The following is a 16,293-nucleotide window of genomic DNA, read 5'->3' as shown; positions in this document are numbered from 1 at the left end:
CCAGGTGCGCCATGCACGGTGATTCGCTTTCAAGACCCCTGCGCACACGGAAAATCGGGGAAGGTGTTTCGTACGTGTTGGTGGAGCGCGATCAGGAGATAGCCCGGCTCAATCGGCTCCTCTTCGAGGGCGCCCGCGAGGGAAGCCGGCTCGCCGTTATCAGCGGCGCCGTGACATCGGGAAAGACCGCACTTCTGCACACCGTGACGGATACGGCGGGCGGACGCGGCGTCCGGGTACTGCCCGCGGTCGCCTCCGCCTCGGAGCAGAAGTTCCCCTACGCCGTGCTCGAGCAGCTCTACCAGGGCATGCCGACCCATCTTCAGCGTTCCCGGCCGCGCCCCGGCCTCGAGGCGCTCCGCGACCCGAACGGCCCGGACCAGGCCGAGCTCCCGCTGCTCCAGGACTTCCACCGCACCCTCGACGAACTGACCGGTGACGCCCCGCTGTTGATCGCCATCGACGATGTCCAGTTCGCCGATCTGCCGTCGCTGCGCTGCCTGGCGTACGGCATCCGGCGCTGCCGCTCGGAGGCGCTGTCCGTCGTGGTGAGCCGCGGGTCGCTGACCGGCCCCGCCGCCACCGCCCTGGACGAGCTGCTGCACGAGCCGAAGGTGTGCCACGTCCGGCTCGCCCCGCTCACCGTAGCGGGCGTCTCCACGCTGCTGATCGAGGAGTTGGGCACCGAGGAGGCCGGGCTGCACGCCGCCGCGTACCACGAGATGACCGGCGGCAATCTGCTGCTGCTGCGCGGTCTGCTGGACGACCGGTTCTCCCGCCTCACCCGCGGCCCCCTCGACCCCGCGCCCGGCACGGACGCCCCGGTGGCCGGGGAGCTGTTCCGGCAGGCGGCGCTGTCCTGCGTCTACCGCGGCGGTCCGGCCCACCGCCGGGTGGCCCATGGGATCGCGCTGCTGGGTGACGCCACGTCCGTTCCCCTGCTGAGCAGGCTGATCGAGGTCGAGGAGCGGCTGGTCCGGCAGTCCGTCGCGCTGCTCACCGAGGTCGGGATCCTGCACGGCGGGCGGTTCCGCAGCGACGCGGTGCGCACCGTGCTCCTGGACGACCTGGAGCTGCACGAGCTCGGCCCGCTGCACCACCGGGCCGCCCGGCTGCTGTACGAGGAGGGCGCCGACCCCATCGACGTGGCCCGCCATCTGCTCAGCCACGAGGGGCCCGAGCCGGTCGAGGAGTGGATCACGCAGGCGCTGTGCGACGCGGCCGTGCACGCCATCGCCGCGGACCGCAGGGAACTGGCCATGAACTGCCTCCAGATGGCCGACCGTTACACCACCGACGAGCGCGAGGCGCTGCAGCTCCAGGCCACGATGGTGCAGGCCATGTGGCCGTTCAACCCGCTGTCCCAGATGCGGCGGCTGCAGTCGCTGGCCGGTCCGGCGGGCAGCGGGCTGCTGCCCGCCCCCGAGACCATCCCTGTCGTCATCGGGCTGCTGGGGCTGGGCCGGATGGACGAGGCGGCCGCCGCGCTGAAGCAGCTCAGCCGGGCCGCCGCCGAGCACCCGGGCACCGAGCTGGACACCGGGCTGCGCGCCATCCGGCTCGCCCTGTCCTCCACCTACCCCGACCACCCCGAACTGCGGCCCTTCCTGGACCGGGGGGAGGCCGACGACGGCCCGTGGGACGTCCCGCTGTCGCCCGACCAGACCCCGGAGTCGCCCCATCTGACCGCGTTCCGCGCGCTGCGGACCGTGCTGAGCCGCGGGGTCGACGAGCGCGCCGTACGGGCCGCGGAGCGGGTGCTGGAGACCGTCCCGCTCTCGGACCGGACGATGCTGACGGTGCACGCCGCGCTCCAGACGCTGGTGTACGCCGACCGCCACGCCACCGCCACCACCTGGTGCGACCGGCTGATCGAGGAGACCTCGGAGCGCGGTGCCAAGGCGCTGCTGGCCTACTTCTGCGTGCTGCGGGCCCAGGTCGCGCTGCGCGTGGGACGGCTGCGGGACACGGTCCGGTACGCCGAGCGGGCGCTGGAGGAGCTTCCGGCGCGCGGCTGGGGCGTCACCGTCGGCATGCCGCTGGGCATGCTGATCAACGCCCACACCGCGATGGGCAACCATGACGCGGCGGCCGAACTGCTCGCCCGCCCGGTGCCGGACGAGATGTACCGCAACCGCTTCGGGCTGCACTACCTCTACGCACGGGCCCGGCATCAGCTGGCCACCGGCCGCCAGCACGCGGCCCTCACCGACTTCCGCGCCTGCGGCGAGAAGATGGCCGACTGGGGCCTGGACTCCCCCGCCACCCTGACCTGGCGGCTCGGCGCCGCCGAGACCTGGCTGACGCTCGGCGGCCAGGAGCGGGCGGCGCGGCTGGCGGAGGAGCAGCTGGAGCTGGCCGGGGAGTCCTCCTCGCGCACCCGGGGCGCGGCATTGCGGATCCTGGCCGCCACCCGGCCGCGACAGGAGCGCATCGCCCTGCTCCAGCAGGCGGTGGGGGTGCTCCAGGCGAGCGGCGGCTGGTACGAGATGGCGCGGGCGCTGGCGGATCTGGCGGAGGCGCACAAGCAGCTCGGCGATCTGGACACCAGCCGGCTGATGACCCGTCGGGCGCTGCGGCTCGCGGACAGCTGCGGTGCCGACGAGCTGTCCCGCTCATTGCAGCGCACTCCGGCCCGTTCGGCCCTGTCGGAGGCGGCACGTACCGGGGAGGATACCGCCGCCTTTTCCGAACTCTCCGATGCAGAAAGTCGAGTGGCAGCACTAGCAGCTTCCGGCTACACCAACCGCGAGATCGCCGCTAAGCTTTTCATCACGATCTCCACGGTGGAACAACACCTGACCCGTGTCTACCGGAAGATCAACATCAGCCAGCGCCGAGAACTGCCCGCGAGCCTGGATTTCGATGTCGCTTATACCGCCTGATCTCCCCGCGAAGCCACTCGGCCCCGACGAGGTTGATGCCATGACGTGCGCCACCGCGTCCGCCACGACGATGCTCGTGCCGGATTTCCCCTTTTCCTACGACAGATGGCTGTCCCATCCAGCGGGTTTGGGCGTCCTGCCTGCTGCGATGCATGGAACCGAAGTCGCCGTCATCGGCGGCGGGATGTCCGGACTGACCGCGGCCTATGAGCTTCTACGACTAGGGCTTTCCCCAGTTCTTTATGAAGCGGAGCAACTGGGCGGCCGGATGCGCTCCACGCCCTTCCCCGGTAATCCGGAATACAAGGCGGAGATGGGCGCCATGCGCTTTCCCGTCGCCGCCCGATCGCTGTTCCACTACATCGATCTGCTGGGCCTGTCCACTCGTCCTTTCCCTAATCCTTTGGCACCGGCCACCGCGAGCACGCTCATCGATCTGAACGGCGGTCAGGACCGGGCGCGCACCACGGGCGAGCTCCCGGAGGTCTACCAGGAGGTCGCCGACGCCTGGGACAAGGCGCTCCAGGAGCGGGCCGACCTGGCCACGCTGCGGGACGCCATCCAGCGGCGGGACGTCAGCACGCTGAAGACCGTATGGAACTCGCTGGTCAAGGAGTTCGACGACCAGTCCTTCTACGGCTTCCTCGCCACCTCCTCCACCTTCCAGTCGTTCCGCCACCGGGAGATCTTCGGCCAGGTGGGCTTCGGCACCGGCGGCTGGGACACCGACTTCCCCAACTCGGTGCTGGAGATCCTGCGCGTCGTGGTCACCGAGGCCGACGACAATCAGGTGGGCATAGTCGGCGGCTCCTCCCAGGTGCCGAACGGGCTGTGGGAGCACCGGCCCGAGACGCTCGCGCACTGGCCGCGGGGCACCTCGCTGGCCTCCCTGCACGGCGGCCGGCCCCGGCCCGCGGTCACCCGGCTGCGGCGGACCGCCGACGGCATCCGGGTGACGGACGAGAGCGGCGAGGAGCGCGAGTTTCCCGCGGTGGTCTTCAGCCCGCATGTGTGGACGCTGCTGAACCGGGTCGACTGCGATCCGACGCTGCTGTCCACTCCGCAGTGGACGGCGGTGGAGCGCACCCACTACATGGGCGCGTCCAAGCTGTTCGTCCTGGTCGACCGGCCGTTCTGGCGGGACACCGACCCGGCCACCGGCCACGACGCGATGAGCATGACGCTCACCGACCGGATGCCGCGCGGGGTCTATCTGTTCGACGACGGACCCGACCGGCCCGGTGTCATGTGCCTGTCGTACACCTGGAACGACGACTCGCTGAAGGTCGCCACGCTCTCCGCCGAGGAGCGGCTGGACACGCTGCTGACCAAACTGGCCGCGATCTATCCGGATGTGGACATCCGGTCGCACATCATCGCGGGGCCGCTGACCGTCACCTGGGAGACCGAGCCCCGCTTCATGGGGGCCTTCAAGAACAATCTGCCCGGCCACTACCGCTATCAGCGGCGGCTGTTCACCCAGTTCATGCAGGACGGGACGGATCCGGCGCAGCAGGGCTTCTTCCTGTGCGGGGACGATGTCTCCTGGACGGCCGGTTTCGCCGAGGGAGCGGTGACCACGGCGCTGAACGCGGTGTGGGGCGTGCTCCGCCACCTCGGCGGCACCACCCATCCGGACAACCCCGGCCCCGGCGATCTCTTCGACACCTTCGCGCCGCTGGAGCTTCCGTACGACTGACGGCCACGGCGTCACGCACAGGGGGAGCCGTCGCGCGCCGGGCTCCCCCTGTCATGTCTCAGCCCTGGGCGAGGCCCTGGGCCAGCTGCTCGAGGCGGCGCTTGTCCGGCTTGCCGTTGCGGTTGAGCGGGAAGTTCTCCAGCACCTCGACCCGGTTGGGCTGTTCGTAGACCGGGAGCACCTGGCACAGCCGCTCCCGCCAGTGCTTGGCGTCCCGCAGCTCCTCGTCCTCCACGAAGAAGACCAGCTGCTCATCACCGGCGCGGCGCTCGTCGGGGAGCGGCACGATCCGGGTGGAGATGTCGGCGAGGGCCGCCTTCCGCTCGATCAGCTCGGGGTAGAGCGTGTAGCCGGAGCGGTGCACCGCGAACTTCCGCCCCAGGACGAAGAGGTTGTCCTCCTCGTCGAGATAGCCGAGGTCGCCGGTGGACTGCCAGCCGGTGGGCACGGCGTCGATGGTGCCGTCCGCGGCGAGGTGGCCCTCGAGCGCGTCCGGGGTGTCGACCTCGATCTCGCCCGCCTCACCGGGGGCGGCCGGGTGGCCGTCCTCGTCGATGACGCGCAGCTTGATGCCGTCCATGGCCCGGCCGCAGGAGACCGGGTTCTCCAGGGTGGCGAAGGCGATGTTGCCCAGCTCGGTGCTGCCGTAGCTGTCCAGCAGCGGCAGTCCGAACTCGGCCACGTAGCGCTCGGAGAGCGCGCCGTCCAGCGGTGCGGCGCCCGAGCAGAACATCCGGACGCCCTCCAACTGGGCCCGCAGCGACGGCTTCCGGCCCACCAGGTTGAGCATGGTGCGGTAGCTGGACGGGGTGGCGTCGATCACCGTGGCGCCGGTCCGTCCGGCCATCTGGACGGCCCGGTCCAGGCGCTTGTACGGGGCGATCACCAGCGAGCAGCGGGTGAGCCAGGCGATGAGCACCATGGACAGCCCGTACTGGTGGGCGAAGGGCAGCAGCGGCAGCAGTACGTCGTCCGGCCGGTGCCCGACCTGGGCGGCGTTGCGCTCCAGGTTGGTGAGGAACTTGACGCCGGACTTGACGGCGCCCTTGGGCTCGCCGGTGGAGCCGGAGGTCCACATGATCAGGCCGTCGCGCCGGTCGGCCCAGGCGTCGAAGGACAGCTCCCGGGTGGTGAGCGGGCGCCCGGCGGCCGGGGCGATCAGCTCGTAGAGGTTCACCGTACGGATGTCGTCGTGTATCGGGGCGTCGTCGTCCACGAAGGCGATCGCGGCGCCGGTGCGCCCGGCGATCCGCCGGGTCTCGTCCGGGTGCTCCTGCTGGTCGATCAGGACGATGGAGGCTCCCACGTGCATGAGCGCGAACAGCACGCTCACGTAGGCGGCGGAGTTGCCCGCCTTGAAGACGACGCGGTCGCCGTGGGTCACCCCGTGCTCGCGGATCACATCGGCGACGCGCAGCGCGTCCAGCTCGAAGTCGGCCAGGGTCTGCACCGAGTCGAGCGCGTAGATCTTCGCGGTCATCGAACGTACTCTTTTCCTTTTCGCTCAGGAGTACGGGCAGCCCTGGGCGGGTCCCCCTAGGCTCCCTGGTCTTCGGCGCCGGCTTCCCACTCGGCGTCGACGGGGACTTGGGAGAGCAGCTGGTCGTGCACCAGGTTGACGACCTCTCTCCGGCTCGAGTCGAGGTAGTAGCGGGAACCGGGAAACACCTCGAGGTCGAATCGTCCGCTCGTCCGCCGCCGCCAGGCCCGTACGCCGCGCAGCGGGGTCTTGGGGTCGCCCTCACCGGCGAGGGCGACGATCCGGCAGCCGAGCGCCGGGGGCCCCAGGGTCATGCCCCACTGCGCGGTCCGGCCGGAGACGAACAGGGTCAGCAGCGGCGTCCCGGTCTCCCGTTCCAGGCGCTCGGCGACGCGGTAGGCGAGATCGGCACCGGCCCGGTGGCCGAAGAAGGCCAGCGGGCGGTCCATCCACTCCCCCAGCGCACCGAAAATCCGGTCCGCGAGGTCGGCGGAGTCGGTCAGCCGCTCATCGTCCTCGAGCCCGGCATACAGGGGGTACTGGATCGCCAACACCTCCACCGTGGGCAGCAGAAGCTCGGACAGTGAGAGGTAGTACGCGGTGGAGTGGGCGGATTCCGGGAAACAGATCAGCCGGAAACTGCTCGGAGTTTCCGTTTGCAATATCCGAATAAGGCCCACATCATCGGGCTTGATCTGGCTCAAGGAGTACATCCCCGCGATTGCACTGAGGGGCCGGGCACGAGTGCACGGTGGGGCGCGTCGACCACGCTCGTCCGAGATGCTGACTCCGTGAGGCTATGAGCCCTTCTCCTGGGCCACAACCCCTAGTAACCGCTATTCGAGGTACGCGCTATATGCGGGTACCGCGCCCGTCCCGACGTGGCGCGGGACACAGGTGGGCGCCCCCTAAGGCCCCCTCACCCGTGCCACTACCCCCTAATCTGGGGGCAGTTAGGGGCCAGGAGTCAAGCCGTCGTGTTAAACATGTGCAAAGTAATGGTCTCCTCAAGCCAATTAAATCGGTGCGACGACAGCGATGAACACAACACGTCCTATTGATTTCGCCGTCGTTGTCGACGGCTTGGTCAAGAAGTACCCCGGCCGGCCCGTTCCGGCTGTCGACAATCTCAGCTTCACCGTCAGGCACGGTGAGGTCTTCGGCTTCCTCGGGCCCAACGGAGCGGGTAAGACCACCACCATCGGCATCCTGACCACCCGTGTCGCGCCCAGCGGCGGACGTGCCTTCGTACAGGGCGTCGACGTGGTGGCCAGGCCGGCGGTGGCCCGGCAGTCCTTCGCCGTCGTGCCGCAGCGCAACAACCTCGACCGGTCGCTGACGATCCGCCAGAACCTCACCTTCCACGCCGGTTACCACGGTCTCTCGCGCTCGGAGCGCAACCGCCTCGCGGACGAGAGCCTGGACTGGGTCGGTCTCTCCGACCACGCCAAGGCCCGGGCGGATCAGGTCTCCGGTGGTCAGGCCCAGCGCGTGATGATCGCACGGGCCCTGATGCACCGCCCCCGGGTGCTGTTCCTGGACGAGCCGGCCACCGGCCTCGACCCGCAGTCCCAGATCTTCGTGCGCGACCGGGTCGCCGAGCTCAGGACCCGCGGCGTCACGGTGGTGATCACCACCCACGACATGGAGGAAGCGTCCAAGCTCTGTGACCGGATCGGCATCGTCGACCACGGCAAGCTGCTCGCCCTGGACACCCCCGAGGCGCTGACCAGCCGGATGAGCAACACCGCGCTGACCGTCACGGTGCGCCCGCCGTACTCCGGCATGAACGGCGTGGTCCACATGGTGCAGGGCCTCGGGGTCGCCGAGCGGGTCGAGGTGCTCCAGGCCGAGGACGACATGGCCGCCCTCATGCAGGGCGCCGGGGCCGCGGCCGTCAACGACGGCACCTTCCGGATGAAGGTCTACAGCAACGCGCCGTCCTCCGTGCTTCTGCCCACGGTCATCAAGGCCCTGACCGACACCGAGTGCGAAATCAAGGACCTGAATGTGAGCAAGGCGAGCCTGGAAGACGTCTTTGTCGACCTGACGGGGAAGGAGATGCGATGAGCTCCTCCTCACGACCCACGTCATCGACCGACGGGACCCACGGCGGCAAGGCCGCCGGGGAGCAGCCCGCGACCGGCGCGGCGACGCCTCCGCACCAGGGCGGCGGCCGGGGCGGTGAGCGGTCCTCAGCGACACGCAGGCCCGCCGACCCCAGGACCCCCGGCGCCAAGCCGGACGGGACCGGGGCCACCGATCCGCGGAGCGTCGACCCCAAGTCCGCCGAGGACGACGGCTTCGAGGACACCCGGACCGTGCTCGTACGGTCCAAGCCGTCCGCCCCGCGTCCCGGTCCCGAGGCCCAGGCCCCACGTCCGGGCGCCGAGGTCCAGGCCCCACGTCCGGGCGCCGAGGTCCAGAAGGCCGCGCCGAACGCGCCGGTCAAGCATGAGAACCGGCCGCATGACCCCCGGCACCACGAGAGCCGGCCGCAGGAGCACCGGCACCATGAGCCCAGGGGCATGGGCGCCCCGCACGGCAGCGGGGACATCGGCGACACCCTGACGCTGGTCATCAAGCCGATACCGGCTCCGTCGGCCTCCCAGGCCGCGCAGGACGCCAAGGCCGCGCTGAACGCCATCATCGCGGCGGCCGACGCCCGTTCACCCCTCGTGGAGCCCGAGCCGGAGCCCGAACTCGAGCTCGAGCTGCCCGACTCCAAGCGCCGCGGCGGGCGTCACCGGCGCCGCGCCAACCGGTGGCGGACGTTCTTCTTCATCCTGTGGCGCGACATCTTCGTCACCGGCCGCGAGATGGGCCCCTTCCTGGGCCAGGTCATCGTCGAACCGTTCTTCATGCTGTTCGTCTTCGGCAAGGTGCTCGGCGAGATCGGCTTCACCCAGCCCGGCTTCCAGCAGGTGTTGCTGCCCGGTGTGGTGGCGCTCAACAGCTTCCTGGTCGCCCTGCAGAACACAGCGCTGCCACTGGCCATCGACTTCTCCTGGACCAAGGAGATCGAGGACCGATTGCTCGCGCCCATCCCGGTCGCACTGGTGGCGGTGGAGAAGGCGGTCTTCGGCGCGATGCGCGGTCTGATCGGCTCGCTGGTCATGATCCCGATCGGTCTGGCGCTGCTGGACGACGTCTCCTGGCCGCTGGACAAGATGCCGGTGACGCTGGGCATCCTCAGCCTCGGCGGACTCGTCGGTGGCTGCGTCGGCCTCACCCTGGGCACCCTGGCGCCCGCGCGTCACATCTCCATCGTCTTCGCCATGACGCTGACCCCGATCATGTTCACCGGGGCCACGCAGTTCCCGTGGCGGAGCCTGGAGACCGTCCGCTGGTTCCAGGTGCTGTGCACCTTCAACCCGCTGACCTATGTCACCGAGGCGATGCGCGGACTGCTGCTGACCCCCGGGCCGAAGACACCGGAGTCGATCCCGCTGTGGATCTGCTTCTCGGCCATCGGGGCGGCCATCCTGATCTTCGGGATGATCGGCATCCGGGGCTTCAACCGCCGGGCGCAGGACTGAGTCGCGGCAGGACTCGAGAGTAAGGCACCACACCATGACGGCATCCGAGCAGACGAAGACAGCCATCGTTTTCCCGGGCATGGGACCCTCCGGCTTCTCCGAGGTGGGCAGGTTCCTCACGCTCGACCCGTTCGCCCGGAAGCGGCTCGCCGAGGCCGACGAGGCGCTGGGCTACTCGGTCTTCGACCAGCTCCGCACTTGCGAAGACGACTACTCCGAGGCCACCCAGATCGCCTTCCTGGTGAACTCGATGGCCTCGGCGGACCGGGCGGAGCAGGAGCACGGACTGGTCCCCGACCTGTGCGTGGGCCCCAGCTTCGGGCAGAAGGCGGCCGCGGCCTACGTCAGTTCGCTGCCGTTCCCCGAGGTGGTGCGACTCACCGCGGAGCTGGCCCGCTGTGAGCACGCGTACTTCGCCGAGGAGTACCAGGACGCGGTCACCCACACCTTCGTCCGCACTCCGCGGGAGAAGCTGGCGGAGATCCTCACCGAGCTCGGCGAGCGCGATGAGTGGTACGACTACTCCGGCTATCTCGACGACGGCTTCTTCATGGTGTCGCTGCGCGAGACGGAGCTGGAGTGGTTCAAGAAGGCGATCAGCCAGGCCAGCGGCTACTCCATGTACACCATGGTCCCGGCGGTGCACGCGCCCGCGTTCGCGGAGCTGCGGCGCCGGGCCGCCGAGGAGATCCTGCCCAAGTACGACATCCTCGACCCGAAGCTGCCCGTGGTCACCGACCAGGACGGCACCATCGTGACCACGGCCGACGGGCTGCGCACGATGCTGCTGGACACCTTCGATCTGCCGATCCACTGGCCGAAGGTGGTGGACACGCTGAAGGGCGCCGGGGTGTCGAAGATGTACATCACCGGGCCGGACAACCTCTTCCACCGGCTGGACCGCACCAAGTCCAACTTCGAGGTGGTGACGGTGGGTCCGGGCAAGCGCTCGCGACCCGCCCGCAGGCGCTGATGACGGCGTAACGCGCTGCGGCGGCAGTACTCCGCTCAACGCCCCGTGACTCTTCCGAGTTGACGGGGCGTTGGCGTGATCGGGATGTCCGAACTGCGCCGCAGTGCCCACGTGCCAGGACGACTAGACCGTGCGCTCGAGGAAGTCCGCGACTGCGGGCACGCGCTGGTACGACCCAAGTTTGGTTCGCAGGTCGGCGAGCATGCTGCTTCCTCGGGATGACGTGACGCCTCCCATCCGGTGCAGCGCCTGTTCCGCGGTGAGTACGGCGGCGTCGACATCGGACATGGCGAGGTGAGCGTCGGCTTTGCGTGTCAGGCGCAGTGCTGCGGAGCGGGGGTAGGCGGTGCTGTCGTAGCGCTGATCCTGCTGCTGGGCGGCGGCGATGGCGGCGTGGTGGGTGAGGGCGCGTCGGGGGGCGTTGAGGTCGAGGGCGTTGGTGGCGGCCCAGCTGTGGAGTTCGGTGGCGTCGACCCAGTAGACGCACGGTGGATCGGCATCGGTGCGGTCGGCATGGCTGTAGGTGGCGAAGGCGGTGTCTTCGGCGCGGCGGCTGGAGCGCTCGTCTCCGGCCTTGGCGTGTGCGCGGCCGGCGCGGGCGTGGAGCATGGCGGTCAGGCGCGGCGAGCCGGTCTGCTGGGCGGTGCGGAGCGCTTGGTCGACGATGTCCAGTGCCCCGGCAGTGTCGCCTTTGCTGTAGCGGAGCATGGCCCAGAAGTTGAGGGTGTTGGCGGCGACGACGGGATCACTGGCGCTCGTCGCGCAGTGCAGGGCTGCCGTGTAGTGCAGTTCGGCGATGTCGGCGCGGCCGGAGTCGAAAGCGGACCAGCCGCAGATGCGGCTGGCCTCAGCGGCGACGGCGAATAGGCGGCGTTTGGTCGATTCGGCGTGCGAGGCGTCTTTGAGGGCGTCTCTGATCATGGAGCGTTCCGCGCTGGCCAGTCGGTACGCCTGGGCGGACCCGATGCGGTCATCGAGTCGGCGCAGATGATCGAGTCGGCCGTCGATCAGGTCGGTGGTGCTGTCGCCGATGCGTGGGTATTGCTCGGCGGAGCGGATCGCCTGGGCTGGGGACGCTGCGGCCCAGTTCGTGAGTGTGGCGGTCAGCGCGCTGCTGCTGATCATCATGAATGCCCGGCGTTCCATGTCTGCCAGCCTTCCGTGGTGGTCCAGTTCTTCTAGGTGGTCCATCGCCTGAAGCGATCCGGCCGGTGTCCATGGGGCGGCGGTGAGTGCGCGGTCGTCGTCGGTGAGGGCGAGGCGCAGCCAGTGGGGCCAGCCCAGCTCGCGAGCTCGCCAGAGAGGCACTTCGAGCATGTGGATCATGGCGGTCTCGGCCTTGCGTTCGGGGCGCACTCCGGAGCACCACCGGTAGTACTTCTCTGGGCGGGTGGCCATGGCCCCGAAGCCCAGGGAGGCATGGCGCGCGGCTACTTGACGCAGAAACGCGGCGCCGTCGGGGCAGCCCAGTTGGTCAAGCACGCCGGCCTCGGCCATGCGTGGTCCTCCATCTCAAGGGCCCTATGTGGGACATACCCACTTGGGTCAGTGTCGTGCACGTCCGCGAGCGCTCCGCAAGCCTCCTGCGGAAGAAGGCATACGTAGGCATATGGAGGCATACGGAGGCCTGTGGAAGGCGCTTCCGCCCATACCTGGCAGTGCATGAGGATCCATGCCGTACGACGCCGGTTGCTCCCGATGTATGGCAGCTGACCGCCGACCGCACTCCCACCAAAGGTCCGGGCATCAGGCTCGGCCACTCCCTGATGAGGAGATACGGAGATGGAACCGACGTTCGATCATGTGGCGAGCGAGGGCTTGTTCATCGATCTGCCAAGCGAGCTTGAGGAAGCTCTCATCGATCTCGGAAGCGCCCTCCCCGCTTGGAGCGTGAAGGGCACGTTCCTGGCGGATTCCACGATCGAGCGGTACCGGGCCAAACTGGATTCAACTCCGCTATTCGATGAATTTAGGGGCTCCCTTCTCTCCACGTTAAGCGGGACGGGTGCCGGATACGCCGTGGTGCGTCTGCGGAACATCGCCCAGGCACTGGGGGTCGGGGACCAGTTTCTACGCTTGGCAATGGCGATTCTTGCCGAAGTGGCGATCCCCTTTCAGCCTTTCCAGCGGTGGCCGCTGTGGAAGGAGATCGGGACCAATCTCAATGCCAATCCCGGTCTGTCCACCGGTACGGGGTACAACGCATTTCACATGGACCTGGTCAACGCGACCCAGCCCCCGGATTACACGACGCTTCTGTGCGTCCGACCCGACCCGCTCGGTGCCGGTGCAAGCATCCTCTCCGATGCCCGCGCCGCCGTATCGCGCTTGACGCCATCAAGCCGCGCTCTCCTGACCGACGCGGCATACAGGTACGGATCGTTCTTTGAACTGTCCGACGTCGGCGAGGAGTACAAGCCTTTCCCAGTCCTGGACGGCGAACCCGCAGACCGCGGATTTGTTCGGTTCACCGCCAAGATGCTCGCCGAGTCCGGACTCGATGAGGCACATGCCCACGCGGCCAAGGAACTCGCGGACCAGATGATCGCCGGACAGGTCGCCTTCACGCTCCAACGCGGCGACTTCTTGATCGTGAACCAGCACTACTGGGTTCACGGCCGCGAACCGCTCGGCGACGGCCAGGCCGACGTTGCGCCCGAGCACCGACGCCTGCTGCTCCAACTGTTCCTGCGCAGTGCAGGCACCACCGGCCCAATCGCCTCGTAGGTGGTGTAGGCGGACGGCTGGCCGGGGCCGCCGAGAGCCCTAGATCCGCGAATTACGCAGCGACTGCCACACAGCCCCGGCCAACGCCCGCGTCGACCGGGGAACCGACAGCCGCTCGTGTTCCCGGTACAGCGTCCAGTTGTACTGGACGAGCGACAGCTTGTTCGAGGACAGCGATCCCGCGCGGTGGGCCCTGTACACCGCCAGCGGCTCGGGTAGACCGCGGGCGTCATGACCGTCACGCATGATCGACAGCCACAAGGCGTAGTCCTGTCGCTTACGCATCTCCGGCATCAGCCTCGTGCCAAGGACGGTGCGGTCGTACATGGCCGTCAGAGCCCCGATGTGATCCTGGACCAGCATCGCGCGATAGTCCACGTGCTCTCGCGCCCGAATCACACGCCCGTTCGGGACGAAATCGGTGCTCTCGCCGTCGTAGTCGGCGTCCATCTTGTAGTAGGAGGTGAACGTCAAAGGCGCATTAGCCGTCGCCGCGAAGTCGATTTGCCGCTCAAGTTTCTTCGGAAGCCACATATCATCGCTGTCAAGAAAAGCGACGTAATCCCCCCTGGCCCGTTCAATAGCGAGATTCCGCGCCCGGCCCGCACCACCCCGTTCGGGTGCCGATTCCGGCATGACGCGCTTGTCCTGCCGGGCAAATTCCATGAGCAGGTCCATAGATCCATCGGAAGACTTGTCGTCGGTGACCAGAAGCTCCAGCTCGCTGTAGGTCTGCGTGAGCACTGATCGAATCGCTGCACCGAGAGTGGCTGCCGAGTTGTACACGGGCATCACGACAGAAACCAGGGGCACAGCGCTTCTCCTTGCCAGGCCAGGGACGACGGTCCATTCAAGCACTGGAATTGTAGTAGGAGCTGCCATGCATGTTGTTGTCGCTGGTCAGGGCTACGTGGGGCTGCCGCTGGCCGTGCGCGCCGCAGAGGTGGGCCACCGTGTCGTCGGTTACGACGTGGACCGTCACCGCGTTCAGCAGATCGCCGCCGGCCAGTCGTATGTGGAGGACGTGGCGTCCGCGCGGCTCCGCGCAGTGCGGGACTCCGGGTCCTACTCCGTGACCGCCGAAGCCGCCGCGCTGGCCGGGTTCGACATCGCGGTGATCACCGTGCCGACCCCGCTGCGGGACGGCGTGCCCGACCTGACCTACATCGAGTCCTGTGCCCACACGGTGGGCGCGCACCTGCGCCCCGGCGCGACCGTGGTCCTGGAGTCCACAACCTACCCGGGGACCACCGAGGAGCTGATGTTACCGATCTTGGAGAAGGAGTCCGGCCTGAGCGCTGGTACGGACTTCCACCTCGGCTACAGCCCCGAGCGGATCGACCCGGGCAATGCGCGCTGGCACCTGGAGAACACCCCGAAGGTCGTCTCTGGCGTCGACTCCACTTCCCGGGAGGCCGTCAAGGCGTTCTACGACCAGATCGTCGAGCGCACCGTCCCCGTCTCGTCCCCGCGCACCGCCGAGTTGACCAAGCTCCTGGAGACCACCTTCCGACACGTCAACATCGCGTTGATCAACGAGATGGCAATGCTCGCCAAATCGCTCAACGTGAACATCTGGGAGGCGATCGACGCCGCCGCGTCCAAGCCCTTCGGGTACATGAGATTCACGCCCGGCCCCGGCGTCGGCGGACATTGCCTGCCGATCGACCCGTCATTCCTGTCGTGGAAGGTGGAACGCACGGTCGGCGTCCCGTTCCGGTTCGTCGAACTCGCCAACGATGTGAACAACCACATGCCCGACTACGTGGTCCGGCGGCTCATGGGGGCGTTCAACACGCGTCGCATGGCCGTCAGTGGCTCTCGTGTCCTGCTGCTCGGCCTGGCCTACAAGCCCGACACTGCCGACGCCCGCGAGTCGCCGTCGGCGCGTGTCGCTGAGCTACTGCTCGGCCTCGGCGCCGAGGTGCGCGGCGCGGACCCGCACGTCGTGGATGACATCCGCACCGACGCACGCCTGACCCGAGTAGAGGCGACCGCGGAGGAGATCGCGGCCTCCGACGCCGTGGTACTGCTCACGGACCACGCGGCATTCGACTACGAGACCGTCCTTGAGCACGCGCCGTATGTACTCGACTGTCGAAACCGGCTCTCCGGCGCGAACGTCGACGTTCTGTAAGCGTCGCCAAGGAGTACACGCGGCTGCTGGCGCTGTGGGCCGAGGCCACCACGGCGAACGCGGCCGACTGGGGCAAGGCGGCCTGCTTCGTCGCTTTCGATACGACGACGGCTCCGGGGGCCGATCGCTTCGGTGGCTGGTTGCTGGATGGGTCAGGTGGTGGGGAACTCCCCGCGCCTGACGGCAGAGACAAACGAGGACCAGGCGGTCAGCTCGAACATGAGCGCTGGGCCGTGCGGGTCCTTGCTGCCACGAACGGGGACCACGCCGCGGAGGCGACGAGGTTCTCGGCGACCTCTATGCAGGCGCCGGTGGCGGCTCCCCTGGCCGAGGGCTGGGGCGGTGCCGGACAGCGGGAGGGGTTGGGGGTACCCCTCTCCAAAACGTTTGCCAAATTAGTTGCTTCAGATCAAGCGTTTTATCGAGGGGTGCTCGGAGGGGCCGTCAGTCCGGTATCCGCCCCAGCTCCCGGGCGCAGGTGCCGCCACCGGCGCTCGCATCCACCGGCCCGGCGCCCGGCGACGCGGCGCGAGCCCCCCGCCCCCGCCGCCGCTGCTCAATTGCGCCGAAGGCGCGAGACGAAACCCGCACCCGACCGAGCCGAGAAGCCCATACCGACCTGAACCGAGACCCGATCCTGAACCGAGACCCGCACGACTGAGGTGCGACTTGGAGCACAGTGTTCGGCAACTCGGCCAACTCGACCAGCCGTGCGAACTGGGCGTCCATGACGACGGGTTCGCCGATGGGCCGACGGACACAGGCTTTCGTCCAGCATCACGAAGAGCAGCGGCGGGGGCGTCCGGACGAGGCCGGCTTGCCGCTCCGCGACAAACGTCACCCGCTCCGGCGT

The 16,293-nt window shown here is 68.6% G+C and carries 13 protein-coding genes; 7 read left to right on the top strand and 6 right to left on the bottom strand.

What is annotated here, in order from left to right; translation table 11 throughout:
- Positions 1-74 precede the first annotated feature (74 nt).
- Positions 75-2,885 (top strand): helix-turn-helix transcriptional regulator, encoded by a 2,811-nt coding sequence (locus ACMTAK_RS32310; protein WP_413809433.1) that lies wholly within the window; start codon positions 75-77, stop codon positions 2,883-2,885.
- Positions 2,886-2,925: 40 nt separating this feature from the next.
- On the top strand, positions 2,926-4,584 hold the full coding sequence (locus ACMTAK_RS32305; protein WP_413809432.1) for a flavin monoamine oxidase family protein: 1,659 nt from the start codon (positions 2,926-2,928) through the stop codon (positions 4,582-4,584).
- A gap of 58 nt (positions 4,585-4,642) precedes the next feature.
- Here the strand turns inward: ACMTAK_RS32305 and ACMTAK_RS32300 are convergent, their stop codons facing one another.
- Together ACMTAK_RS32300 and ACMTAK_RS32295 are read right to left on the bottom strand one after the other, a co-directional pair.
- Positions 4,643-6,064, bottom strand: a complete 1,422-nt coding sequence (locus ACMTAK_RS32300; RefSeq protein WP_413809431.1) for a class I adenylate-forming enzyme family protein — start codon at positions 6,062-6,064, stop codon at positions 4,643-4,645.
- 56 nt (positions 6,065-6,120) lie between these two features.
- Complete coding sequence (locus ACMTAK_RS32295) at positions 6,121-6,726, bottom strand: thioesterase II family protein (protein WP_413809430.1); 606 nt, start codon at positions 6,724-6,726, stop codon at positions 6,121-6,123.
- A gap of 376 nt (positions 6,727-7,102) precedes the next feature.
- On the opposite strand from ACMTAK_RS32295, the gene ACMTAK_RS32290 reads away from it, so the two are divergent.
- The 3 genes from ACMTAK_RS32290 to ACMTAK_RS32280 are packed head-to-tail and all read left to right on the top strand — an operon-like array spanning position 7,103 to position 10,576.
- Positions 7,103-8,134: an ABC transporter ATP-binding protein gene (locus tag ACMTAK_RS32290; RefSeq protein ID WP_413809429.1), complete on the top strand. Its 1,032-nt coding sequence runs from the start codon at positions 7,103-7,105 to the stop codon at positions 8,132-8,134.
- The gene (locus ACMTAK_RS32285) at positions 8,131-9,603 is read left to right on the top strand and encodes an ABC transporter permease (RefSeq protein WP_413809428.1); all 1,473 of its coding nucleotides are present in this window, start codon (positions 8,131-8,133) and stop codon (positions 9,601-9,603) included. Before ACMTAK_RS32290 ends, ACMTAK_RS32285 begins: the two co-directional genes overlap by 4 nt.
- Positions 9,604-9,637: 34 nt before the next feature.
- Positions 9,638-10,576, top strand: a complete 939-nt coding sequence (locus ACMTAK_RS32280; RefSeq protein ID WP_413809427.1) for an ACP S-malonyltransferase — start codon at positions 9,638-9,640, stop codon at positions 10,574-10,576.
- Between the two features lie 123 nt (positions 10,577-10,699).
- On the opposite strand, the gene ACMTAK_RS32275 is transcribed toward ACMTAK_RS32280, so the two are convergent.
- Positions 10,700-12,073, bottom strand: coding sequence for a transcriptional regulator (locus ACMTAK_RS32275; RefSeq protein ID WP_413809426.1), 1,374 nt, complete (start codon positions 12,071-12,073; stop codon positions 10,700-10,702).
- Between the two features lie 285 nt (positions 12,074-12,358).
- Between ACMTAK_RS32275 and ACMTAK_RS32270 the strand changes: the two genes are divergently transcribed.
- Entirely contained in the window at positions 12,359-13,303 is a 945-nt protein-coding gene (locus ACMTAK_RS32270) for a TauD/TfdA family dioxygenase (protein WP_413809425.1), read from the top strand.
- Between the two features lie 39 nt (positions 13,304-13,342).
- Here ACMTAK_RS32270 and ACMTAK_RS32265 read toward each other — a convergent pair whose 3' ends face one another.
- A complete protein-coding gene (locus ACMTAK_RS32265; RefSeq protein WP_413809424.1) occupies positions 13,343-14,116 on the bottom strand; it encodes a glycosyltransferase family 2 protein in 774 nt (257 codons plus the stop codon).
- 67 nt (positions 14,117-14,183) lie between these two features.
- Here ACMTAK_RS32265 and ACMTAK_RS32260 point away from each other — a divergent pair, with 67 nt between their 5' ends.
- Positions 14,184-15,440, top strand: coding sequence for a nucleotide sugar dehydrogenase (locus ACMTAK_RS32260; RefSeq protein WP_413809423.1), 1,257 nt, complete (start codon positions 14,184-14,186; stop codon positions 15,438-15,440).
- Positions 15,441-15,592: 152 nt separating this feature from the next.
- Here the strand turns inward: ACMTAK_RS32260 and ACMTAK_RS32255 are convergent, their stop codons facing one another.
- Together ACMTAK_RS32255 and ACMTAK_RS32250 are read right to left on the bottom strand one after the other, a co-directional pair.
- On the bottom strand, positions 15,593-15,706 hold the full coding sequence (locus ACMTAK_RS32255; RefSeq protein WP_413809422.1) for a DUF397 domain-containing protein: 114 nt from the start codon (positions 15,704-15,706) through the stop codon (positions 15,593-15,595).
- Between the two features lie 178 nt (positions 15,707-15,884).
- The gene (locus ACMTAK_RS32250; RefSeq protein ID WP_413809421.1) at positions 15,885-16,169 is read right to left on the bottom strand and encodes a hypothetical protein; all 285 of its coding nucleotides are present in this window, start codon (positions 16,167-16,169) and stop codon (positions 15,885-15,887) included.
- Between the last annotated feature and the right edge of the window lie 124 nt (positions 16,170-16,293).

It is taken from the genome of Streptomyces lacaronensis, assembly GCF_047337785.1.
Classification (GTDB): domain Bacteria; phylum Actinomycetota; class Actinomycetes; order Streptomycetales; family Streptomycetaceae; genus Streptomyces; species Streptomyces lycopersici.
The sequence above is the reverse complement of the archived record's forward strand: the minus strand, read 5'-3'. Positions and strand labels throughout refer to the sequence as shown.

Bases quoted from the DNA above. Each gene is read 5' to 3' on its own strand.
- ACMTAK_RS32285 (WP_413809428.1), top strand. From the start codon at position 8,131: ATGAGCTCCTCCTCACGACCCACGTCATCGACCGACGGGACCCACGGC.
- ACMTAK_RS32260 (WP_413809423.1), top strand. From the start codon at position 14,184: ATGCATGTTGTTGTCGCTGGTCAGGGCTACGTGGGGCTGCCGCTGGCC.
- ACMTAK_RS32250 (WP_413809421.1), bottom strand. From the start codon at position 16,169: ATGGACGCCCAGTTCGCACGGCTGGTCGAGTTGGCCGAGTTGCCGAAC.
- ACMTAK_RS32270 (WP_413809425.1), top strand. From the start codon at position 12,359: ATGGAACCGACGTTCGATCATGTGGCGAGCGAGGGCTTGTTCATCGAT.
- ACMTAK_RS32305 (WP_413809432.1), top strand. From the start codon at position 2,926: ATGACGTGCGCCACCGCGTCCGCCACGACGATGCTCGTGCCGGATTTC.
- ACMTAK_RS32290 (WP_413809429.1), top strand. From the start codon at position 7,103: ATGAACACAACACGTCCTATTGATTTCGCCGTCGTTGTCGACGGCTTG.
- ACMTAK_RS32300 (WP_413809431.1), bottom strand. From the start codon at position 6,064: ATGACCGCGAAGATCTACGCGCTCGACTCGGTGCAGACCCTGGCCGAC.
- ACMTAK_RS32275 (WP_413809426.1), bottom strand. From the start codon at position 12,073: ATGGCCGAGGCCGGCGTGCTTGACCAACTGGGCTGCCCCGACGGCGCC.
- ACMTAK_RS32280 (WP_413809427.1), top strand. From the start codon at position 9,638: ATGACGGCATCCGAGCAGACGAAGACAGCCATCGTTTTCCCGGGCATG.